This window comes from Pseudomonadota bacterium, from assembly GCA_018242545.1.
Classification (GTDB): domain Bacteria; phylum Pseudomonadota; class Alphaproteobacteria; order 16-39-46; family 16-39-46; genus 16-39-46.
Genome location: JAFEBT010000025.1, coordinates 1 through 23,353, shown reverse-complemented (window position 1 = coordinate 23,353; position 23,353 = coordinate 1). Strand labels below are relative to the sequence as shown.

Below are 23,353 nucleotides of genomic sequence, written 5' to 3'. Positions count from 1 at the left end.
TCTTGTCATTTTTTCTTGTCATTTTTTCTTGTCATTTTTTCTTGTCATTTTTTCTAGATTTTATCGCTTTTCTTCTAAAACCTCAATAAGATCTTCTATAAAACCTTCTATTATACATGGATCTTCACCTTCTGCCATAATACGAATAACATCCTCTGTGCCAGAAGGTCTTACGATAAGACGACCATTATTACCAAGAGAATCCTGTAGATTTTGAATCATTGATATAACGCTAGAATCTTTCAAGGAAGACTTTTTAACACCTTTGACGTTCTTAAGAATTTGAGGGTACGGCGTAAAAAGAGAAGATAAATAACTTGCGGGTTTTTGGTCTTCCACAAGAAGGGCTAAAACTTGTAGTGCTGCCATAAGTCCATCACCCGTTGTTGCAGCTTCTCCTAAAATAATGTGTCCAGATTGCTCCCCTCCCACATTATATCCATGAAGACGCATATATTCTGAAACATATCTATCTCCAACATTTGTTCGAACTAAATGAAGACCTTGCGACTCTAGATAATGCTCAAGCCCAAGATTTGACATAATGGTTGTAATAATTCCATTCTTTTGCAATTTATTCTTCTCAGACCAAGATGTTGCAATTGCGGCAAGAAGGAAATCTCCATTAATAACAGTCCCCTTTTCATCAACCATTATCACACGGTCGGCATCCCCATCTAGTGCAATTCCGATATCTGCTTGATGCGCTTTAAGTGTTTCAATTAAGAATTCTGGGTGCATTGCACCACAATGCTGGTTAATATTAACCCCATTGGGTGCATTCCCAATGGCAATCACTTCGGCCCCCAATTCCCAAAAAACCGTTGGGGCAACCTTATAGGCTGCGCCATGCGCACAATCCACTACAATCTTCAATCCATCCAGCCTCAAGCCTTTTGGAAAAGCATTTTTTACAAACTCAATGTATCGTCCTTGAGCATCATCAATCCGACGCGCATGCCCTAAATTCAAAGGAGAGGCAAGATCAATGGGTTTGTTTTCTTTAAAATAACTTTCTATACGATCCTGAACAGCATCATCCAATTTAAATCCATCCGGACCAAAAAATTTTAATCCATTATCTTCTGCTGGATTATGAGATGCGGAAATCATCACACCAAGATCAGCGCGAAGAGATCGTGTTAGCATTGAAATCGCTGGTGTCGGCAAAGGCCCGACCAGAAACACATTCATCCCCATTGATATAAATCCAGCTGTCAAAGCTGATTCCACCATATAACCCGAAAGACGCGTATCTTTTCCAATAACGATACCGTGATTCCCTGGATTTTTCTGAAACTCTTGTGCAACTGCTTGAGCAAGTTTTAAAACAGTTTCAGGAGTCATAGGATATTGATTTGCTCTTCCTCTTACCCCATCTGTTCCAAAAATCTTACCCTCTGAATTCCTCATTTTATATTCCATGAGTTGGTTCAGGTTTTAGATTTTTTTTACGCGAAGAAGGTTTTTGTGAAGACGTTGGGACAGAACTTTTCTTAGATCCAACTTTAGAAAGATCAGGACGTTGAAGCGTCTCACCCGCAAGAACACTTTTTATCTCATCTCCACTTAATGTTTCATACTCGAGAAGACCTTTCGCTAAGAGATGAAGATCCTTTAAATTTTCTGTTAAAATTTTTCGAGCCTTGTCATACGCAACGTCGACAATTTTACGAACCTCTTGATCAATAATCTCTGCTGTTGAATCAGATACTTGTTTGCGCTGACCAATGCTATGACCCAAAAAAACTTCTTGATCTGCTTCTCCATAACTTAAGGGACCTAATTTTAGACTCATTCCCCATTCTGTTACCATTTTGCGCGCCATATCTGTTGCCATCTTTATATCAGAAGAAGCCCCGGTTGTAATCTTTTCTTCTCCAAAAATAATTTCTTCTGCAACACGCCCCCCCATTGCAACAGCTAAATCTGCACGTAATTTCGCAAGGGTAACCGATAAACGATCCCCCTCAGGAAGGCGCATAACCATTCCAAGAGCACGCCCCCGCGGAATAATCGTTGCCTTATGAATAGGATCAGAATCTATCATGTGAATCGCAACAAGAGCATGTCCGGATTCATGATAAGCTGTCAGCTTTTTTTCTTCTTCCGTCATAACCATGGATCTGCGTTCAGCTCCCATCATTACTTTATCTTTTGCCTCTTCAAAGTCAGACATTGTAACAGAGCGTTTGTTACGTCTTGCTGCAAGAAGAGCCGCTTCATTAACAAGATTTTTCAAATCTGCCCCTGAAAATCCTGGGGTTCCTCGCGCAATGACCTTTGCATTCACATCTGAAGCTAACGGTACTTTTTGCATATGAACAAGAAGAATTTTTTCACGTCCAATAACATCAGGAACAGGAACAACAACTTGGCGATCAAAACGACCTGGCCGTAATAAAGCTGGGTCCAAAACATCCGGCCTATTCGTAGCTGCAATTAAAATAACGCCTTCATTGCTTTCAAATCCATCCATTTCAACAAGAAGTTGGTTCAAGGTTTGTTCACGTTCATCATTTCCACCTCCGAGACCCGCGCCGCGTTGACGTCCTACTGCATCAATTTCATCAATAAACACAATACAAGGTGCACTTTTCTTTGCCTGTTCAAACATATCGCGCACACGACTTGCACCAACGCCAACAAACATTTCCACAAAATCAGATCCTGAAATTGTAAAAAAGGGTACATTTGCTTCACCTGCAATCGCCCGTGCTAAAAGTGTTTTTCCTGTACCGGGCGGGCCAACAAGAAGAACACCTTTTGGAATTTCCCCTCCCAAACGTTGGAATTTCTTAGGATCTTTTAAAAAATCAACGACTTCTTCAAGTTCTTGTTTTGCTTCGTCAATGCCTGCAACATCTTCAAAAGTAACGCGCCCTTGCTTTTCTGAAAGCATACGCGCACGCGATCGTCCAAAACCCATAATTTTACCGCCGCCTCCCTGCATCTGACGCAGCGCAAAAAGCCATACACCAACGAGAAGAAGCATTGGGAACCACGATAATAAGATTTGAAAAAAAGAGAATTCATCTTGAGGAGCAGCAGAAACACGCACCCCTTTATCCGTTAATTTATCAACAATATTAGAATTATTAGGGGCATATGTCACAAATGTCTGACCATTGCTAAGATGTCCTGTAATATGGTTGCCCTTAATTAAGACTTCTCCTACGTTTCCTCGGTCAGCATCTGCCAAGAAATCAGAAAATGCAAGCTGTTGAGAAGCATTTCCGCCTCCCATCCCCTGGAAAATATTGTAAATGGCCACCAAGAAGAGGCCTAGAATGATCCATAAGACTAAATTACGATTAAAATTACTCACGAAGTTTTCTCCTTAAAATGATGAAAGTACTATAACATTATTTAAAAATTATTTTCCATGAAATTTACATGAATAGGGAAAGGAGCCAGAGAATTTTTTGGAAAAAAAGAATTCTTTAAGGACTCTAGCCCACTTTCTTGCCAAAAAAGCATCCCCCATCCTAAATGAGGAACAGACAAAAGCTTCTCATTTTCCCAAAGGGAAGGAAGTGTCTCAAGAATCGTATCATGAATATCTAAAGGAAGGTCATTATTGTCTGATTTTCTTTCTTTTGTTAAAAAACCTTCTTTTTTTAAGAAAAGAATCCCCTTTTTTCCTAAAGGTTTGAGAAATCTGTTTCCCAATAATGAAATATCCTTAATTTTAACTAAAAACCGATCCTCCCAAACAAAAAACCCTTGATTGTTAGACAATTCTTTAATTTTAGAAAATGAATATTTTTCTGAAGATCTGCATGGCTCTTTCATAACAAATAAAATATCATGCTTTTTCTTCAAGAGCACAGAATTCAAAGTTTTAATGAAAGATTCTGGAGAATTTGTTTGAAAAAGTTTCACGAGGGGAAGAAGGCTCGCTGATCGAGCCGCATAGGGCTTTCCTCCAATCATAAAAATAATGCGTTCTAAAACCCGCCGTGCAATTTCAAAGGAAAATGTTCTGAATTTTTTCAAATCGAGGCTTGCGTATCCTAATTCAGACACAAAGACAGCTTCAAAAAGAGCTTTGATCGTTTCTTTTTCAAGAGCTTCTCGCACCCAAGAGCTTTTTTCAATGAGTGTTTCAATAACGTCTCCTGAAATTCCAAGAGCGTCAAAGTCTTCTTTTTGCTCTCGAAGTTGAACGCGACGAAATTTCAAATTTTGGTTACTTGGATCTTTTATAAAAGGCTGTTGAAATTCTTCTAAAGTGACATAAAACCTTTCTTTAGAAATTTTTAAAAGGGGCCGCAATTTTCGAACAAACGGGGTTTCTCTCACAAAAGCCATTCCAGAAAGACCATCTATTCCACTTTTTTGAAGAAATCTTAAAAGAAATGTTTCCTGTTGATCTGCTTGATGATGCGCAAAAAAAAGATGCTGAATTTTATTGTCCCGGCAATAGCTTTCAAGAAGCTCATGTCGCATAAGACGTGCTTTTTCTTGAAGATGCGTCTTGGGTTTTGGTCCTCTCCACTGCAAAATCGTATGAGGAATTGAATGCTGCTTCATCCATTGCGACACCTGCTGAGCTTCTTGAGATGCTTCAGGGCGAAGGCCATGATCAACTGTTAAAGAAAAAAGCACGCCAGAGTTCTTTTTTATCCATCTTTTTAAAAGAAGAGCGAGAGCAAGGCTATCAACTCCTCCAGAAAGAGCAATAGCAAAGGACGGAGAAGATTCAAATGGACCGACCTTCTCCATTAAACGTTCAAATTCAGCTTCTTTGATGGATAATGGCTTAAGGCGTACATCCATTATTAGAATTTTCTGTTTGAGCCATTTTTCGAAGAGCAGAAGAAGCCGTCGGGAAATCTGTCAACAGCTTTTGAAACGTTGCGCATGCTTCTTTCTTTTTGCCAAGTTTAGAAAGTGACTGACCCAATTTTAAAAGGCTGTCAGGACGTTTTGAGTTTTTGGGATAATCTTTATAAGCAGTTAAAAATGCCACGGATGCTTTTGAGTAATTATTCATGGCAAAATGAACCTCTCCGAGCCAATATTGTGCATTCCCAGCCAACTCATTGTTTTTATTATGCGCCAAGAAAGACTCAAACCCTTTAAGCGCTGCAGCATATTCTTTTTTCTTTAAAAGATCGAGGGACGTTTTATATTGATCTTCAGCAATATCTCCTTCTGGCTCTGAAACAACTTCAGGCTCGACAAGAGGATCTTCTATATTTTCGTCAAAAGACGCCTCTTCAGCAGAAGCTTTCTCTTTCAGAGTAACCACGCTCCCTGCTTTTCCACTTTCTGAAGCAGAAGGCTTACTTGAAGACGATTGAGATCTTTTCTTTTCCGTGCGTTGTTCCTCAAGATCTTTGGGCTTTCCCTGGTCTTTAGATTTTTTCTTTGTATCAGGAGAAGGCTCTTTTTTATCTTTTTTATCTTGGACCATAGCCTTTTCTTTTTGATTTTCTAATTCAGAAATTCGAAACTCAAGATCATTTTTAAGAACTTGTATTTCTTTTGCCTGAAGATCAAGTTTATGCGTTGCTTCTTCAAGGGAAGACGTTAACCGCTGCACTTCTTGTTCAAGAGTTTGTATTTCAGAAGTGTTCAGAGATTTTGCAGAAGTATTGAAAACAGAAGGATTTTGGCCTTGAGAAACGGATCCTGCAGAGACTTTTGGAACTGAAACTTCACCGCGATAGACTTGACGCTCCAAAGTACTTAATTGACGTTCTAATCTTTCAATTTTATTCACCATTGAAGAAACTTCCTCTGCAAAGACAAAAGAATCACTCCAAAGCAAAAAACCAAAGAAAGAAAAACAGACCAACCCTCTTAAAAAGATAGAATACATTTTGTTTGTTCACCCATTTTCAACCATAATACTTACCAAAAGTCCTTTTAATTTTTAAAAGTTTTAACAAAATTACACAAGCCTTAATTTAAAAATGAGTTATTAGATTGTATCTTTCAATTCTCTTCTTTTTTGTTCATTAAAAGTTGAGAATCGCGCAATATAAAGATTTTCTTGCATAATACCCAAACTTTTATAAACATCCGTTTAAATTCTCTGAGAGATTTTAAACGGATGTTTAAGTTAGAATATTTTTCTATAAGATTTAAATGTAAATGTCTTTGTGAAATGGAACTCTAATCCCACTTTTTGTAGAGAGGGATATCTAAAAGCCTTACTTGAAAAGGAAATATGCACGATACTTACACCAAAATTACTTTATTATAACCGGCGTGAAGCAATATTATAAATTAAATTTTTGTCTCTTTTCACAATCGCAATAACCTGCACAACAACACGATCATCGTAGACACGATATACAAGCCGATATCCAGAAGAACATAGCTTAATTTTATAGCATCCTTCCATATTCATAAGCTTATTTTTTGGAACATGAGGAGCTTCAAGCACCTTAATCAACTTAGATTTAAAGAATTTTTGTATATCTGGAGAGATTTTATCCCATTCTTTTTTAGCAGAGGCAAGAAAAGTTAATTTATAGGTCATTTAAAGACACAGAAATTTCTTTTTCATTGGAACGAGCTTTTATGATATCTTTTAATTCTAAATCTTCCAAAGCTTCTATTATATATTCATAGGTTTTAGCAGGAATACAATAAAAAACAGGTTCATTTCGATTTAAAATTGCCAAAGGCTCCCCATAACTATTTGTGACCGTTCCCATGGGATTTTTTTTAAGTTCACTCACACTTGCAGTTAAATTTGCATAAATTGTATGGGTCATTTTAGCACCTTTAATAATGTTGTTTAAGAACCTTATGATAGTACTTTTTAAAGATATATATCAAGAATAATTTTTTATAAAAACCACCATATTAAAGAGAAAAGACAGACACTCTTGCTGTTTATCAAAACATTTTAAATTGAAATTTAAGAAAAACAAATCACTTAAGACGCAGCAAGGCTGAGAGCACATAATCTGTAAAAACCTTCTCCATCTCTAAAGCTTGCTCTTTATTCGCGCCTTCATAAGGCCCTTCATTTTTGTTTTCTTTATCAACGGTCTGTAAAACGGAAGCTGCATGTCTTTTAAAGTCATGTGCGACTCTAAACAAAACAGCACTTTCCATATCAAAACTCTCTTTTTTATTGTCTCTTTTAAGATTTTTCAATTGATTTTCAAGCGCTTCTTTTCTTTTTGAAGAGAATTTTTCAGGCGTTCTTAACGCATGGTAATTTTCAAGATGATGACACACTCTTTTTTCAATAGGTAAATTTCTTTCCAATGCTTCAGCACTTAAAGCAGCAATAATCTCTGAAGAGGCCCACAGTGATTTTCCACAAGAATTTGGATCAAGACCACTCGCTAATTCAAATCCAAACAGGTTATCCGTTTCATCAATTATCTTAATTAAATTTTTGTCCTCTTGAGGCGGACTTTTTACATCATCTGATCCATATCTGACAATATATTGAGCCCCAGCAGAATAAAGCTCCGTAAACATCAACCCAGACCCGCTTCCAACAGGCGCACTTGCCATAAAAACTTTGCACTTTTTATAAAAACCTATATATATCTTAGGCCCCCAAGGCACTTCATAAACATCTCTTTGATCAAGAACGGTGCTTATTCGTTCAATGCGATTTTGGTTAGAAGATACAATTCCTCGATCAGGAATCGGAATTCTGACAAATAAATTATCCTCTTTTTTTAAGAGAATATCTGAAAGCGCTTGGTTGAATACAACATTTATTAAGGATGCCATTTTTTTAAAATTTAAATCTTTTCTATCTTAATTATGAAAACTCTGCCATCATACTTTCTGGAACATCTCCATTATCAAAGACAGATTGAACATCATCATTATCTTCTAATACATCCATAAATTTTAAATAACTTTTTGCTTCATCTCCAGAGAGCGCTGTTATTGTTTTTGGGATCCAAGTTAAACGAGCGCTTTCCGCTTCTCCAAATTTTTTAATGAGACCTTCCCGAACCGTGCTAAAAGAATCAGCAGCACAATAGATTTCATAAAATCCGTCTTCAATTTTAACATCTTCCGCACCCAATTCGACAGCAATCTCAAACATCTCATCAAAAGATGCAACTTTTTCTAAATACCGCACAAGACCAAGGCGATCAAACATAAAGCTCACACTTCCTGTTTCTCCTAAATTGCCTCCGCATTTGGTAAAAGTCGAACGAACTTCTGCGGCTGTTCGATTTCGATTATCTGTAAGACATTCTACCAAAACAGCCACACCACCTGGACCATATCCTTCATAGCGGATTTCTTCATAATTTGTCCCCTCTTCTGCACCTTCACCACGCTTAATTGCCCGATCCATGGTATCTTTAGGCATATTGGCTTCACGCGCACTCATGATTGCTGCTTTTAATCGAGGGTTTGAATGTGGATCTGCACCCCCTTCTCGTGCAGCAACAGTCAATTCGCGAATAATTTTTGTAAAAATCTTTGCACGTTTTGCATCTTGGGCGCCCTTACGATGCATAATGTTCTTAAATTGTGAATGTCCTGCCATTTAGATTGTCCTCTTAAGGTTTATATGAGCTTTAAAAAGCTTCAGACTTTCTTCTTTAATGCCACTAAAAAAGAAGTTTGTGAAGCGTCTTGATTTAAGACGATTTTTTCAAAATATCAAAAACATCTTCTTTCCAAGATATCTTCTCCACCTGTATTTTATACCAAAGCGTGTAAAAAAGAAGGACCCAAGCAGCCATTCCTTCTTTTTTAAGTGTTGGATTTTGAGAAAGCTTTTTAAAGAGATCTTCTATTTTTTGAGGAAAAAGCTCTTTAAGAGCTTCTTGATTTTTTAAAAGAGGTCCTAAAATGTATGCTTTTTTGGAAATCCAATGTCCAACAGGAGGCGTAAATCCTTTCTTCTTTTCAAAAAAATTAAGACCTACTTGTTTTTGCAGCCATTTTTTTAAAATCCATTTTCCATGCACCTGATAAAGTTTGAGAGAATCTTCTAAAAAGAAACCAAAATTTGCAAAAACTTTATCTAGAAAAGGAGGGCGCCCTTCAATTCCAAAATGCATCAATGTTCGATCAAGTTTTATCATTAAATCATGAGGAAGCCAATCTTTAATATCGAGAGCTTGGGCCTTTTGGAGGGAAGAAAGCTCTTTATACTGGGAAATTTCTTGCTCAGCTTTTATGATGTCAGAACGCCAAGAAGAAGGCGCTTTAAAAAGATCGAAGCCCTGAAGAAGGCTTTTTTCACGTAGAGATTTACCCCCAAAAAGACGCCATCGAATGGCTTTTTTATAGCGGCCATATCCTGCAAAAATTTCATCCCCTCCTTCCCCACTTAAAATAACTTTTAAACCTTGTTGTTGAGCGGCTTGTGACAGTTTAAGCGTTGGAAGAAGCGCATAATCAGCGGCAAAATCATCCATTATAAAAGCCGCCAAAGGAAGGAATTTCCAAAAATCTTCCTCCTGAAATAAAATTTCTTTAAAATGTGCTTTTAAAGGAAAATCATCTGGAATAGAAGTTTTTTCATCTTCAAAAATTAAATGGAAAGCAGGGATTTCTTTGTGCCCTAAAAGATTTAATCCACGCAACAAAACACTTGAATCCACTCCTTTTGAATAAAAAAGACCCACAGGGACATCTGCCATCAAATGGCCTTGAAGGGTTTCAAGAAGATTTTTTTCAAGCTCTTGAAGTGCCTGTTGTGTTTTTCTTTTAAAAGAAGGTTGCTTATAATTAAGGGCTGCAAGATGAGATGATTTCTTAATTTTTCCATCTGATACCCAAAGCATTTCTCCCGGAAGAAGACGACAAATACCGGGAAACATCGTTTTTCTTCCACAAGAAAACTGGAGATTCAAGACTTCATTACATGTGAATGTGTCAAGAGAATGAGCAGAGTCCCAAGGGAAAAGAAGCGCTGTAATTTCCGATGCAAAAGCAAACCCAGTTTCATCGCATCGATAATAAAGGGGTTTAATCCCAAAAGGATCACGTCCTAAAATTAACGCGTTTGAGCTTTTATCATAAAGAGCAAACGCATACATGCCTCGTAAATCTTCGTCAAATTTTTCTCCTTTTTCAAAATAAAGAGGAAGGAGAGGTTCGCAATCTGACTGTGTTTTAAAAGGGTAAGAAGGGTACTTTTTTCGCAAGATTTCTTGATTATAAATCTCACCATTTAAAATCAATACCGCTTCTTTACCAAGGGGGTCTTGCCCTATTAAAGGTTGATGCCCATGTTCTAAATCAACAATCGAGAGTCTTCGATGCAAAAGTAAAAGAGAACAATTTGAAGATGTGTGTGTTTCAAATATTCCTTCTCCATCTGGTCCGCGATGAAACAGCGCTTTTGAAAAAAACGTTTGAAGACGCGGATCGAGAGTAGAAGTGGATGCATAAAATCCAGCAATGCCGCACATGTTTTTATTTTCCCTTCCTATGCTTTAAAAGGAATTCAAAGCAAGAGAGATATTCTCCAACAACTTTTTCTTTAGAAAAATTCTCTTCAACAAACTTTCGTCCTTCTTCTTGAAGTTTTTTTCTAAAGTTTTCTGTATAAAGTGTTTCTTTCAAACAATCGACAAGAGCTGAAACATTATCAATTGGAAAAAGCAACCCTGTTGTTCCTGATTTAATCAATTCTTGAGGTCCAGAAGATGCAGCCGCAATAACCGGGCATTTATGCGCCCAGGCTTCTAGAATTACATTTCCAAGGGGTTCATGACGCGATGGACACACAAAAACGGTTGCAGCTTTATAAAATTGACTTACGTTTTCTTGCCATCCCAAAAATCGAACCCGATGAGAAACACCAATATCTTCAGCAAGCTTTTTTAAATATTTTTCTTGAGGTCCCTCACCTAAAATCCAAAGAGAGGCTTCATTTATAAAAACCATTGCGCGAATAAGTGTATCTATGGCTTTATTCCCATGTAATCTTCCTGCCGTAAGAATAATAGGAACTTTTTGAGCGCCTTCAATATCCGTTTTGCACAAAGAAGAAATTGTTGAGAGGTCTGGAATGTTAACGAAATTGGGAAGATAAAAAACATTTTCTGAAGACCATCCGTTTTCAATTAAATAAGATACAATTCCTTTCGTATTCCCAATTAACGCATCACAATTCCGATAATACTTTAAATTATAGAATCCACCAAGACGTCCCACATGAAGAAAAGAAGGTAAAAATTTTCTAAAGATTTTTGAAGAAGGACAGAGAAAAGTGGCCCGATTCATCCAAGTTAAAACAATATCTGGATGAAATTGACGTATTTCTTGAAAAAACTGAAAACGTGTTTTAAACCCTAAAATTCCCGTAAAAGATCCTTCTATAACCTTCAATCCTGCGTCTTCTAGGGCCTTAATCCGTTGGCCTTGATTCCTTATAAAAACTTCTTGAGAAACAAAATTCTCAAGTTGTGGCGCAAGGCGCATAAAAAAATTTTCTGCACCTCCCTGTGGTCCTCCGCCGATTGCTTGAAGAAGCCGCATTAGGAAAATTCCTTCGAAAATTTTTGACGCAGATTCTTGAGCGTTCTAAAAACTTTCTCTACTGAAAGAGAATCCATTAAAGTATCCGTTGTTTTTGGATCATATCCTGGACCTGCAATCAATTCTTCATATGATAAATCTGTTGTTACATAAGTCGATTTTTCTCCCCATGGTCTATAATGTTCAATTCGACTTGGTCCAAAAAGCCCAACTGTCGGGATTTCAGCTGCGGCGGCGAGATGCATAAGCCCAGAATCATTTCCAATAAACATATCAACATTTTTTAAAGCTGCAAAAGCCATCAACAAATCAACTTTTCCCATAAGATCAATAATCTCTTCTTTTTTAAACTCTTTAAGAAATGCGTCAATTAAATGCCGTTCATCCGGTCCTCCCAATAGAACAAACCGACAATTTGGAAAAAGCTCCTGATCTGCTTTCATTTTCTTAACAAGCGCGATAAAATTTTCAATACGCCATATTTTCCCACGCCAATTGGCTCCCATACCAAGTGCAATGAGTGTTTTTTTCTCTTCAACATTTTTTTTAAGATTTTTTACTCTCTTTTTTCCCTCTTGAGAAATACCCATCAGTTGTTGAATTTGGTGTTGATGTTGCGCTGTCACCCAAATTTTAGGATTGGGAATTACTTTAAGATTTAAAAGAGCTGCAAGAGCTTCAGCACGATGGCCTGCTTTTTCTTTTTGTGCACTCCAAACATAACGCTTTCCAGTCCATAAAAAGTAACTCACGAGAGAGCCTCGAACATCAACGACCATGTCCCATTTCTTAAAGAGTGTCTTTCCCCAAAGCATAAACCAATGTTTTCCATAAGATTTCTTTTCAAAAGAAATAATCTTCTCAAGATTAGGAACTTCTTGAAAAAGAGGAGCTGCTAAAGGACCTGCAGCAACGGTTATCTTAGAGTGAGGATAAGCCTGAGATAAATAATTTAAAATTCCTGTAGAAAGGATAGCATCACCAATACGATTTGAGGTAATAAAGAGAAGACGCATAAAAAAATTAACCCCATACTTGGATACTAAAATGACTCATAAATTTACTCAACTTCACAGGTCTTTGATTCATATCACAGGACCAGATCGTTTCTCATTTTTTCAAGGGCTCATTACCCAAGATATAGAAAAATTGAGTTCTTCTCAAAGTTTATATTCTCTTCTTTTAACACCCCAAGGAAGATTTTTATACGATTTTTTTTTAATTCCTGCAAATTCTTCGAATTCTTCTTTTTTTCTCGAAATTGATTCTCTTTTTGTTTTAGATATTCTTAAGCGATTAACCCTTTATAAACTTCGTTCAAATGTAAGCTTTGAAATTCAACCAAATCTTTGTGTTTTTGCTTATTGGATTCATAAAAAACCCGCTCAAAACACCCTACACTTTGAAGAGATGATTTCTTATCAAGACCCCCGTCTTGAGGAGTTGGGCGGGAGACTTATCTCTTCTCTTCCCAAAGGACAAAATTTTCTGCACCAGCAAGGATTTAGCGAAACATCCTTTGATGTGTATCAATCCCATCTTTTAAGCTTAGGGATTCCAAGCTCACCACAAGATATGATTCCTGAAAAATCAATTCCGCTTGAATGCGGGATGGAGGAACTGAATGCCCTCAGTTGGACAAAAGGATGCTATATGGGACAAGAGCTCACTGCACGGACTCATCATCAAGGACTCGTCCGTAAAAGGCTCATTCCAGGCAGGTTAGAAGAAACAAGCACTCTTCCTTTAAATGCACCTCTCCTCTTTGAAAATCAAGAAGCAGGTTTTCTACGTTCCTCCATGCAGAGACATGCATTAGCCCTTATAAGGCTTGAATTTTTAAAAACTTCTTTAGCCTTAAACAAACCCTTTCAAATAAGATCTCCTCAAGAAGAGAACAAAAACTTCTCAGAAACAGATTTTCTTGGAATGTTTATGCCTTTTCTTCCCCCTTGGATGAAACTTCCGAACTCCATGGAAGAAACAAATGTTCTAAAAAAATAACCTCTATCCTTTGTTATTTTCTATTTATGGAGAGCCTTTAAGATTTTAAAAACTACGTGAAATCTTTATAGAATAGTAATCTTGGGAACCCGGTGCGTAAAATCCGTCATCTGATTGAATCCTCAAGTTGCTTCTTGAATAGAAAATCCCAATATGGCACTGATCTATTGGCGTAATAGTTGCGCCATCTGTAAACGTTTGACCCCATCTTTTACGGGGTGTTTTATTGAGGCTACGAGATGTATCCGCAATCCAATGAGGCCCATACTCCACATAGGGAATCACATTCTCGAAAGAAAGAAAGGAAAGCCGAAAGGCAGGATCAACCGTTTGTTGATGGCATTTTACTTTATTATTATAAGTGTTGTCCCATATATAGGAGTTCGTTATCGATTCCAAACGTGATGTGCTCAAACGAAAAGCAGGCTGTACAGACTCTTCAATCACAGGGAAAATATATATCCCCCCAGCGTTCCAGTATATCCTTTTGTAACCTGATGCGCTTGATACCTCATGGAATGGGCTTGTGATATAACTGTCCACATGAAGAATACCAGCGGAAGCAAAAAAATTTAAATTCTCTTCAAACTGATGTCCCATATAAATCTGAGCCAATATCCCCTCGGCTGTTAATTTTTTAACCGAGGGTAAAGCAACCGTATAATTAGATCTTAAGCCAGAAATCGAAGCTCCAAAGGTCCACTTTTCATAACGTGATCCCCTCCAATCCCTAAAACTTTTAGATGGCTCGAACCTGGAAACTCACTAGATGTATATTTTGATTTCCCATATGCAAAAGAAGACCAAATATTTGAAGAATCTACCTTTTCTCCCTTATTCTTTTTTGCTGCAGCATTAATGTGACTGTTAATATGGTGCATGAATTGCATTCGACCATCTGCACTCGGATGAGCGAAAAGATTCTGAAACACGAGAAAAGAGAAAGCCAAGATAATTATAAAAAAGTGTTCTTTTTCATTGTGTTTATTACCTTTTTTAGTTAATTTTTAAATACTTTAATAAAATATAATGAATATTTATTTTAAAGCAAGATATTGTTGTCAAATATTTAATAAGGACCAAAAAATCACTCTTGATCCATCACCACAAGTGTTTTAGCAACATAATCGTGCAATGCTTGTTTACGCGGTGTAAAAGCAATCATAAGGTATCCTATCCCAAGGGTCATACATGAAAGAAGTGTTGCAAAATATCTTCCTGTCGCTCTCCAAAAAGAGATGCTTTTACCATCATATCCTTCTACCTGAAGTGAAAAAATCATCATTCCTGGCGTTGCTTGATGTTTTGAAGATTGAAACCATGCAAAATATAGCCAAGATCCAAAAGGGCCAAAGATCCAAAGGGGACCCGTGAAAAGATGATCAATAAATCCGGCTCCAAAACGCTGCCAAAATCCTGCATAATTCATTTTTAAACACCTTATTACTTTTATTTTTCTTTCTTTAGTTTCTTTAATCTTTCATCATGAAAGCCTCAAAACATGAGATATCTTCTATTTCTTTTGGTTCTGAACAACAAGTGTTTTAGAAATATAATCATAAAGCCCTTGTTTACGTGGTGTAAAAGCAATCATCAAATTGCTACCATAAAAAAACCCACACAGTACTGAAAGAACATACCGTCCAGAAGCACGCCAAAAAGAAATTCTTTTCCCCAGATAATCTGTAATCTTGAGAGAGATTATTTTCATTCCTGGTGTTCCTTGATACTTTGACGACAAAAAGAAAGCATAATACAGCCAATTGAAAAGAAGAGAAGCCGTTATTAATCCTCCTAAAATCTTTATATCTCTTAGATTTTCTGCTTTTAATAAATCTATGAAGTTTTGCCAAGTCATTTGAGCATTTCCAATAAAAATAATAAAAGCTCCTAAAGCAAGAATAATAAAATTTAGAATTAGAGCGTCTATAAGACCTGCCCCAAAGCGCTTCCAAAATCCGGCATATTTTATTTTATCTATATGAGATTCAGAAAAGGAAAATCCTTTTATAACCAGGGTTTGTGAAATATAGTCATGAAATGCCTGTTTGCGTGGGGTAAACGCAATCATAAAATATCCTATCCCTAAAGTTAAAAGAGAAAGGAAAGTTAACACCCAGCGAAATGAAGCGCGCCAAAAAGAAATTGGACGTCCATCATAATCTTCAATATACATTGAAAAAACCATCATTCCAGGCGTCGCTTGAAACTTTGAAGATTGAAAGAATGCATAAAAAAACCAAGCAGAAACAAGCGGAATAAAGCCAATATAAAAATATAAGATCATATCAACTTCAGATCCGTCTGCAGAGGGAATAAGATGGGCAGGCGTTATAAATTCATAAAGCCAGAAAAAAATTCTACTTATTGCATTTATGGACATAACATCCAGAAATCCTGCACCCAATCTCCTCCAAAAACCACCATATATCATTTGTTATTATTCTCCTTTACTGGTCTTTTATCCTATTCCTTATGTGTGGATCTTACTTTTCGAAATTAGAGTTCTTCTTAATTTTGGACGACAAGTGTCCGCGCAATATAATCATGAAGGGCCTGTTTACGCGGAGTAAAGGCAATCATTAAGTATCCTATATAAAATATAATTCCCGAAAGAATTGTTGAAAAAAATCGCCCTGATGCTCTCCAAAAAGAAATTCTTTTCCCATCATAATCCGTAATATGCATAGAAAAAGCTCTCATGCCAGGAGTTGCTTGAAGATGAGAAGATTGAAACCAAGCATAATATATCCAAACAAAAAGAAATGAAAGTCCCGTTAAAAGCACAAAATATCCGATCAAAAGAAGCATTGTTTCTTGATTTTCTAATGTAAGGGTATCTTGATTAATTCCTATGAAACCTAAGGTAAAGAGCACTAAAAATCCGTTTGCGCTTCCAAGAAGGACCCCATCTATGAGGCCTGCTCCAAAACGCTTCCAAAATCCGGCATATACCTTATTTTTATTATTTCTATAGCTTACAGAAATTTTTTCCACAAGGGTGCGCGCAATATAATCATGAAGAGCCTGTTTGCGCGGTGTAAACGCCATCATCAAAAACCCAATTCCCACCAAAATCCAAGAAAAGAATGTGGATACTAAGCGAAGGGAAGCACGCCAAAAGGAGATTTTTTCGCTATCATAATTTGTAATACGCAGCGCGAAAACCATCATGCCTGGCGTTGCTTGATACTGAGAAGAATGGAAACACGCATAATATATCCATGTAAAAAGAACAGGAACGATCGTAAGAATGATGTTATCCAATGTCACAAAATTTTCAGGGTCTGATCTATAAAAAAATGCTTTTAAGAATCCATAGATAAACCCAAATACCATACTCACAATATTAATGCTTATGACATCAATTATGCCTGCCCCAAGACGTCTCCAAAAGCCTGCATATTCCATTATACCTCTCCCTTTGATAATGTTTTAACCTATTCTTTTTATTTTCTGACAACTTTAGAATATTATTTACTTAGAAGAAATTATCTCCCAAATATTATTCTTTTTCCTAATCCTTTTTACTCTAAAAAAATTAATCTCACCCGTCAAGTATGAATCCCCAATTCTTCCTTTAACCTTTTTTGTTTGATTTTTTATTTAGCTTTTTATATTCTTTAAAGGAAACAAAAAGGAAAAAAATGAACAAAATCTTTTTTTATTTATTTCTTTCGTTCGTTATACTTTTCAACTCTTCAAAAGTTTTTTCACAGAATTCACCACAGAATGATTCTCCTAAACTCATTCGCATTCTTGTTCTTGAAGGAGGAGCAATACATGGTATTCTCTCCACTCGGATCCTTGTTGAAATCGAAAAAAGAACACATAAACCAATTAGTGAGCTTTTTGATGTTATGACGGGATCCTCAACAGGATCTATTCAAGTTGCTCTTTTAAATGCCCCTCAAAAAAAAAACACCTCAAAGCCTCAATATTCTGCAAAAGAGCTTTTAGATTTCTATATAAAAAATGGCTCAGAAATTCTTACCCCCTCTATATGGCGACGTATTTGGACACTTGATGGGCTTCTTGCTCCTCTCCTGACTCACCAAAAACCCATTTTTTATTTACAAAAATATCTTAAGGATGTTCGACTTGATCAAAGTATAAAGCCAATTATGATTCCTTCCTATGATCTTAGTACAGCAAATATATTTTTATTTGAAAGTACGAATGTAAATCAAAAAGAGATCATGCTGAAAGACGTTGTCCTTGCCAGCATATCTATGCCCAACATCTATCCAGTGTTCGAATGGAAATCTATAGAAAAAAGCCATTATTTAACTGACGCAGGATTTGTCTCTAATAATCCAATTGTTTTCTCTTTGATGTATGCTGAGCAGCTCTATCCCAAAAACCCTAAAATTCTCATTTCTCTTGGAACAGGATATGTTTCTTCCCATTCTCATCCAGAAAAATGGAAAAGTGAAGGTCTTTTATACGCACCAACCAATTGGATAAAAATGGTTTTTTTAGGAAATGATGATAAACTTAATGCCCTGGTAGAAGAAATTAAAAAACAAAAAGGCTTTGGGTTAGAATATTACTATCGTTTAAATCCCCTTATACCTGAAAGCGCTAGTAATTCTTTTGATGCCTCTCCTGAAAACATCAACCGTCTCGTGGAGATTGCAGACAGATATGTCATTGAGCACTCTCAAGAAATCGATGATATTATTAAGATTCTTGAATCCAATCACAAGGGTTCTCTCAAAGATTAATTCCTCAATGACACTTTTCCCTGTTATGGTTTGATCGTTGTATTTTAAAGTGTCTCAAATTTTTTTAAAGAGCCTCAACCCTCTTTTTAAAACGAGATTTTATACTTAAACACAGTGCGGGAAGAACAAAGAGCGTAAAAAATGTTCCAAAACTTAAGCCTCCCAAAAGTGTCCATCCAATTGCTTGCCGCGCTTCTGAGCCTGCGTCTTGAGAAAGCACAAGAGGAATTGCTCCAAAAATCATCGCTCCTGTTGTCATAAGAATTGGCCTTAATCGCAATTTAGAGGCTGTCTTTATGGCCTCTAAGAGAGGAATACCCGATTTTTGAAGTTGATTTGTAAACTCAACAATTAAAATTCCATGTTTGGTAATGAGCCCTATGAGCGTAATCAATCCAACTTGAGTATAGATATTTAGAGATTGATTAAAAATCCAAACTGTAAATAAAGCCCCCGAAAGAGCAAGAGGAACTGTTAATAAAATAATTAAAGGATCCATAAAGTTCTCAAACTGCATCGAAAGAATGGCATAAATAAAAACCAAAGCAAGACAAAACAAAAGAATCATTGTCATGGAGGATTCTTGATAAACTTTAGCTGCTCCTATCCAGCTTTTTCGATACTGGGCAGGAACATTTTTATCCACCACACTAAACAACTTTTCCATAGCAGGCTCAATTTTATCTCCTGGAAAAAGCTCAGCACTTAATGTTGTTGCTCTCATTTGATTATAATGGATGAGTTCTTTAGGCTGCGCTTTAAAACGAACTGTTGCAAGAGAGCCCAAAGAAATACGCTTCCCAGAGTCATTCGTTATATAAAGTTCATCCAAGGTCCAAGGATAAGAAGGCCCTTCAAGCGTAATAGGATAAAGAATCCCATCTTTTTGAAAGGTCAAAGAGCGATCCCCACTAAAGAAAACTTCAATCATTTTACCAATCTGTTTTGGTTTTATATTTAACTTTGCGATTTCATTAATATCAAGATCAATCAGCATGCCGAGGAAATTCAATTTAAGATCATGATGAGCACCCTTAAACATTTTTTGATCATCAATAATTTTCTTTATGTTCTCAATTTTTTTAAAAAGATCTTGATAGCTCTCCACCGTAGAAATAACAAGATCAATTTGTCCTCCGCTTAAAGCATTATCCATTCCAGGAAGACCAGAATCCCAACTCCAGGGCCAGACATCAATAGATGGGAAGGCTGCAAGTTGTGGACGAATAGAATTTATAATTTCTTCTGCAGAGCGTTTCCTTTCTGATTTAGGTCTTAAGGGCAAACAAATATTTCCGCCCCAATTTCCAATAAAAATAAGATTTTCTTGAACTTCTGGCAGAGCACTTACAATCTTTTCAATTTCTTTTAATTTTTGATCCATTGTATCAATATTTTTTCCAGCAATCGGCGGAACATACACCCCTATAAAACACCGATCTTCCTTAGGGACGACTTCTTGAGGAATCAAGCAATAGAAAAAAATCGTTGCCCCAATTGCAAAAGCTGAAAATATTCCCATCAAAAAACGATTGTTTAAAACATATGTTAGAGCTCTTTCATAGGATATCGTTAAATTGCTTAATTTTCCCTCAATAAAAGGCCAAATATGTTTAGGATGATTTTTCAGTATTTTTGAGCACATCATGGGAGAAAGTGTCAATGCAACACATCCCGAAATCAAAACAGATCCCGCAAGAGCAACCGCAAATTCGACAAAAAGCTGTCCTATGGCTCCTTGAATAAAAGCAATCGGCGCATAAACACTCGTGAGTGTCAAGGTCATTGCCATAATTGCAAATCCAATTTCTTTTGCCCCTATAAGAGCCGCATCAATGCTGGAAAAGCCTTCCTCCAAATGACGCGTAATATTCTCTAAGACAACAATGGCGTCATCAACAACCAATCCAACAGCAAGAACCATTGCCAAGAGTGTCATGAGATTGATAGAAAATCCAAACATCTTCAAAAAGATAAAAGAACCCGCTAAAGAAATTGGAATTGTTATGAGAGGAATAAATGTTGATCTTACATTCCCTAAAAATAAAAAAACAATTCCCAAAACAAAAAGACAAGCTTCAAGGAGCGAGGAGCGGATGTTATCAAGAGAGGCTCTTATAAACTCTGCTTGATCTTCAACAATTTTTATTTTCACTCCTTTTGGCAGCGTTTTCTCAAGCTCTTTTACTTTTTCATGTACTAATTTCGAAACATCAAGAGGATTTGAATCACTTGTACGTGTTATTGCAAGAACAAGACCGGCTTCCCCATTGATACGAACACGATTTATTGTACTATCCGTCTCTAAAGAAATACGAGACACTGATTTAAGAAAAATAGGAGGAGATTTTGTGCTGCTTTCTTCTCCGCCTTCTTTTTGTTCTTTAACCACAAGATTTTCATAATCTTCAATAGAGGACAACTTAACATTTAAAGTTGTTGGAATTTTGTTCTGAAATTTTCCCACGGGAAGGGAGAGTTTACTTTTTTCGAGAGCCTCATATATGTCATCTGCGTTAACACCAAAATCATACATTTTTTGAGGATCAAGAACAATTTTATAAGTGTAAGGTTGACCCCAGACAAGCGCCGAAGAAACACCCTTTAAACTCCGAAATGCATTTTTTAAATTAAGTTCAGCATAATGCGTTAAAGCCCCAAAATCCATTGTGGAAGATGCAAGAGATAGGACCATGAAAGGCATTCCATCTGACTTCCCTTTACGCTCAACATTCGGTTCATGTACTTCTTTTGGCAGCATGGATTTAACGCGTCCAAGCGCACCTTGAACATCCACCAATGCCTGATTCATTTCTGTTCCAGGCAGGAATGTCAATTCCACAAAAGAAACACCTTCACTTGAGGAAGATTTTAAAATATCAATTCCTTGAATGCCTGAAAGCTCATCTTCAAGAAAATTGGTTACCGATGATTCTATAAGTTCAGCGCTCGCATTTGGATAAGAGCTTCTTACGACAAGCGTCACAACTTGGACATTTGGGTATTCTCTCAAAGGAATTGAAAAAAAAGAGAGGGCTCCGATAATAAAAATCAAGGCATTTAAAACAAAGGCAATAACAGGATGTTTGATAAAGTAAGCTGTATGGGTCATTTTGAAAGAACTTGAGATGCTGCTAAAGGAGAGGACGCCTCATAAATTTTAACAGGTGCGCCTGGATAAAGCCTTTGCTGCCCTCTCAAAATCAATAAATCTCCTTGATTAAGACCCGATAAAATTTCAATTTGGTCTTTTTCTCGAAATCCCATCTCTACTTTTGACAAAGACGCTTGCCCATTCTCAACCCGATAAATGCAGGTTTCGCCATTTTGAATAAAGATCGCTTCAAAAGGAATGACCAAAACCTTTTTTTTCTCTTTAACTGTTAGGGACACTCCAATCGCTGATCCAATAACATAATCCTCCCCTTGTATATCAACATAGGAAGGACACATATGCGTTTCATCGTCCACAAATTTTTGAATATGGGTCAATCCATATTTTTTTCCCATTATTTCAAGAGGTTGACCCTCTTTAACAAAAGGAACAACAGAAGAAGGAATATCAAACCGCACAATAAGATCGGAAGGATCATAAAACGATACCAATATATCTCCTTCATCTACATACATGCCCGCCCGTGCTTTAAAAACACCGACTATCCCATCAAAAGGAGCATAAAATTGGGTCTTCTCAAGATCTATTTTTGTCGTTGAGCTTTCTTTTTGAGCAAGAATCCAAGCATTTTTCTTATCTTCAAAACTTTGTTTTGTTAGATATCCTTTTTTGCTTAAGATGGCAGCTCTTTCATATTGATCACGGGCAATTTTTTCAGCATTTTTAGACAAAAGATATTTTTTTTCAGTATCAGAACTTTCAATTTGACCAATTAAAGTTCCTTTTTTAACAAAAGCTCCTTCTTTTACAAGAGGCTCCCATGCACCTTTGGATTTCGCAAAAAAAACTGTTGAACGTTTTGGCTCAACTGTTCCAATAAGATGAATTGATTCTTTAATATCTTTTGGCTGAACTTCTTCTACTTCGACAACTTTAATTTCCTCTTGCTGGGAAGGTGGGCTTATAAAAAAAAGTTTGTAAACGACAAGGGCTCCTAAAAGAAAAAAAATACCGATTAAAATTTTTACTATTTTGGAAACTTGTCTCATTGGGGAAGGCCCTTCTTTTATTCAATAAAAGCTCTCTCTATTCTTTTAAAATTTTCCCAGCACTTTACCAGAGTATTAATTTGTGTCAATCAGATGTTTTCAACCTATTTTTAAAAATAGTGTTTTACTCCCAATACAGTTTTAATAAAAAGTTTAAAAACGACCAAAGGGAAGATTTTAATCTTCCCTTTGGTTGGCTTCTTTTAAAAGCAGTTAAATTAAGGAGAGTGTTTACATATAGATAGATAAATGTCATAATATTTTGAAATGAGAAAGGAGAATTATTATGACACAATGTAAACGTTGCGCAGGGAATAACACGGTTAAGAATGGACATGTGAGAGATCAGACCCGCTATAGATGTAAGGATTGTCAGTACAACTTTATAGAAGGAGACCGGAGAGTAAAAGAATCAACGGCAGTAAAGAAAGCACTTGCAGTTATTTTATATTCTCTGGGAAAAGCTTCGTTTGGAATGCTTGGTAAGATATTCGGTCACTCAAGATCTTTAACATATCGATGGATTGTAGAAGAAGCTGCAAAAATTTCAGAACCAACTATCTCAGGAGAAATCAAAGAAATAGAATTTGATGAGATGTGGCATTTTATTCAGTCAAAAAAAACAAAAAATGGATCATCAAAGCGGTGGATCGTGGCACAAGGCGAACTATTGCCTGGGTTATTGGTGGTCGTGATGTTGCAACCTTCCGAAGACTTTATGAAAAAGTAAAACACCTTACGGGCTGTATTTTCTATACAGATGATTGGGATGCTTTTGCAAAGGTACTTCCCAAAGGCCGACATATCATCGGCAAAAAACATACCATTACCATTGAGCAAGATAATAGCAATACAAGACATCACTTAGGAAGAATGACTCGAAGAACAAAGGTTGTTTCAAAAAAAGAAGAGATGATAGATGCTTCTATGAAGCTCTGGTGTGCCTTATCGACTCCTGCAATCTTTCAAAAATATCAAGATGTTTTTCTATCTATCTTTTAGTGAACGCTCTC

The 23,353-nt window shown here is 36.6% G+C and carries 21 protein-coding genes; 3 read left to right on the top strand and 18 right to left on the bottom strand.

Features of this window, described 5'->3' with window-relative positions; genetic code table 11:
- Positions 1–60: 60 nt before the first annotated feature.
- The 11 genes from JSS34_04565 to JSS34_04515 form a co-directional block, all read right to left on the bottom strand.
- Positions 61–1,413, bottom strand: coding sequence for a phosphoglucosamine mutase (locus tag JSS34_04565; GenBank protein MBS0185598.1), 1,353 nt, complete (start codon positions 1,411–1,413; stop codon positions 61–63).
- Between the two features lies 1 nt (position 1,414).
- Positions 1,415–3,328, bottom strand: a complete 1,914-nt coding sequence (gene ftsH, locus JSS34_04560; GenBank protein ID MBS0185597.1) for an ATP-dependent zinc metalloprotease FtsH — start codon at positions 3,326–3,328, stop codon at positions 1,415–1,417.
- 41 nt (positions 3,329–3,369) lie between these two features.
- On the bottom strand, positions 3,370–4,782 hold the full coding sequence (gene tilS / locus JSS34_04555) for a tRNA lysidine(34) synthetase TilS (GenBank protein ID MBS0185596.1): 1,413 nt from the start codon (positions 4,780–4,782) through the stop codon (positions 3,370–3,372).
- A complete protein-coding gene (gene ybgF / locus JSS34_04550) occupies positions 4,766–5,830 on the bottom strand; it encodes a tol-pal system protein YbgF (GenBank protein MBS0185595.1) in 1,065 nt (354 codons plus the stop codon). Before ybgF ends, tilS begins: the two co-directional genes overlap by 17 nt.
- A gap of 381 nt (positions 5,831–6,211) precedes the next feature.
- Positions 6,212–6,496 carry a type II toxin-antitoxin system RelE/ParE family toxin gene (locus JSS34_04545; GenBank protein MBS0185594.1) on the bottom strand — a complete coding sequence of 95 codons (285 nt, stop codon included), beginning with the start codon at positions 6,494–6,496 and terminating at the stop codon, positions 6,212–6,214.
- Positions 6,486–6,734 carry a type II toxin-antitoxin system Phd/YefM family antitoxin gene (locus tag JSS34_04540; GenBank protein MBS0185593.1) on the bottom strand — a complete coding sequence of 83 codons (249 nt, stop codon included), beginning with the start codon at positions 6,732–6,734 and terminating at the stop codon, positions 6,486–6,488. The genes JSS34_04545 and JSS34_04540 overlap by 11 nt, the downstream gene beginning before the upstream one ends.
- A 160-nt stretch (positions 6,735–6,894) precedes the next feature.
- Complete coding sequence (locus JSS34_04535; GenBank protein ID MBS0185592.1) at positions 6,895–7,716, bottom strand: hypothetical protein; 822 nt, start codon at positions 7,714–7,716, stop codon at positions 6,895–6,897.
- A gap of 31 nt (positions 7,717–7,747) precedes the next feature.
- Entirely contained in the window at positions 7,748–8,494 is a 747-nt protein-coding gene (locus JSS34_04530) for a YebC/PmpR family DNA-binding transcriptional regulator (protein ID MBS0185591.1), read from the bottom strand.
- 94 nt (positions 8,495–8,588) lie between these two features.
- Positions 8,589–10,373, bottom strand: coding sequence for an asparagine synthase (glutamine-hydrolyzing) (gene asnB / locus JSS34_04525; GenBank protein ID MBS0185590.1), 1,785 nt, complete (start codon positions 10,371–10,373; stop codon positions 8,589–8,591).
- A 4-nt stretch (positions 10,374–10,377) separates the two neighbouring features.
- Positions 10,378–11,445 carry a glycosyltransferase gene (locus JSS34_04520; protein MBS0185589.1) on the bottom strand — a complete coding sequence of 356 codons (1,068 nt, stop codon included), beginning with the start codon at positions 11,443–11,445 and terminating at the stop codon, positions 10,378–10,380.
- Positions 11,445–12,461: a glycosyltransferase family 9 protein gene (locus JSS34_04515; protein MBS0185588.1), complete on the bottom strand. Its 1,017-nt coding sequence runs from the start codon at positions 12,459–12,461 to the stop codon at positions 11,445–11,447. Before JSS34_04515 ends, JSS34_04520 begins: the two co-directional genes overlap by 1 nt.
- Positions 12,462–12,492: 31 nt before the next feature.
- Here JSS34_04515 and JSS34_04510 point away from each other — a divergent pair, with 31 nt between their 5' ends.
- The gene (locus tag JSS34_04510; protein ID MBS0185587.1) at positions 12,493–13,449 is read left to right on the top strand and encodes a folate-binding protein YgfZ; all 957 of its coding nucleotides are present in this window, start codon (positions 12,493–12,495) and stop codon (positions 13,447–13,449) included.
- A 45-nt stretch (positions 13,450–13,494) separates the two neighbouring features.
- Here the strand turns inward: JSS34_04510 and JSS34_04505 are convergent, their stop codons facing one another.
- The 5 genes from JSS34_04505 to JSS34_04485 form a co-directional block, all read right to left on the bottom strand.
- The gene (locus JSS34_04505) at positions 13,495–14,064 is read right to left on the bottom strand and encodes a hypothetical protein (GenBank protein ID MBS0185586.1); all 570 of its coding nucleotides are present in this window, start codon (positions 14,062–14,064) and stop codon (positions 13,495–13,497) included.
- Between the two features lie 56 nt (positions 14,065–14,120).
- Complete coding sequence (locus tag JSS34_04500) at positions 14,121–14,330, bottom strand: hypothetical protein (protein MBS0185585.1); 210 nt, start codon at positions 14,328–14,330, stop codon at positions 14,121–14,123.
- Between the two features lie 206 nt (positions 14,331–14,536).
- A complete protein-coding gene (locus JSS34_04495) occupies positions 14,537–14,878 on the bottom strand; it encodes an RDD family protein (protein MBS0185584.1) in 342 nt (113 codons plus the stop codon).
- A gap of 84 nt (positions 14,879–14,962) precedes the next feature.
- A complete protein-coding gene (locus JSS34_04490; GenBank protein ID MBS0185583.1) occupies positions 14,963–15,883 on the bottom strand; it encodes an RDD family protein in 921 nt (306 codons plus the stop codon).
- Positions 15,884–15,960: 77 nt separating this feature from the next.
- Complete coding sequence (locus JSS34_04485; protein ID MBS0185582.1) at positions 15,961–16,860, bottom strand: RDD family protein; 900 nt, start codon at positions 16,858–16,860, stop codon at positions 15,961–15,963.
- 236 nt (positions 16,861–17,096) lie between these two features.
- Between JSS34_04485 and JSS34_04480 the strand changes: the two genes are divergently transcribed.
- A complete protein-coding gene (locus JSS34_04480) occupies positions 17,097–18,176 on the top strand; it encodes a patatin-like phospholipase family protein (GenBank protein ID MBS0185581.1) in 1,080 nt (359 codons plus the stop codon).
- Between the two features lie 64 nt (positions 18,177–18,240).
- On the opposite strand, the gene JSS34_04475 is transcribed toward JSS34_04480, so the two are convergent.
- Positions 18,241–21,288 (bottom strand): efflux RND transporter permease subunit, encoded by a 3,048-nt coding sequence (locus tag JSS34_04475; protein MBS0185580.1) that lies wholly within the window; start codon positions 21,286–21,288, stop codon positions 18,241–18,243.
- Positions 21,285–22,340 (bottom strand): efflux RND transporter periplasmic adaptor subunit, encoded by a 1,056-nt coding sequence (locus JSS34_04470; GenBank protein ID MBS0185579.1) that lies wholly within the window; start codon positions 22,338–22,340, stop codon positions 21,285–21,287. Before JSS34_04470 ends, JSS34_04475 begins: the two co-directional genes overlap by 4 nt.
- Positions 22,341–22,937: 597 nt before the next feature.
- Here JSS34_04470 and JSS34_04465 point away from each other — a divergent pair.
- The gene (locus JSS34_04465; protein MBS0185578.1) at positions 22,938–23,342 is read left to right on the top strand and encodes an IS1 family transposase; all 405 of its coding nucleotides are present in this window, start codon (positions 22,938–22,940) and stop codon (positions 23,340–23,342) included.
- Positions 23,343–23,353: the final 11 nt, after the last annotated feature.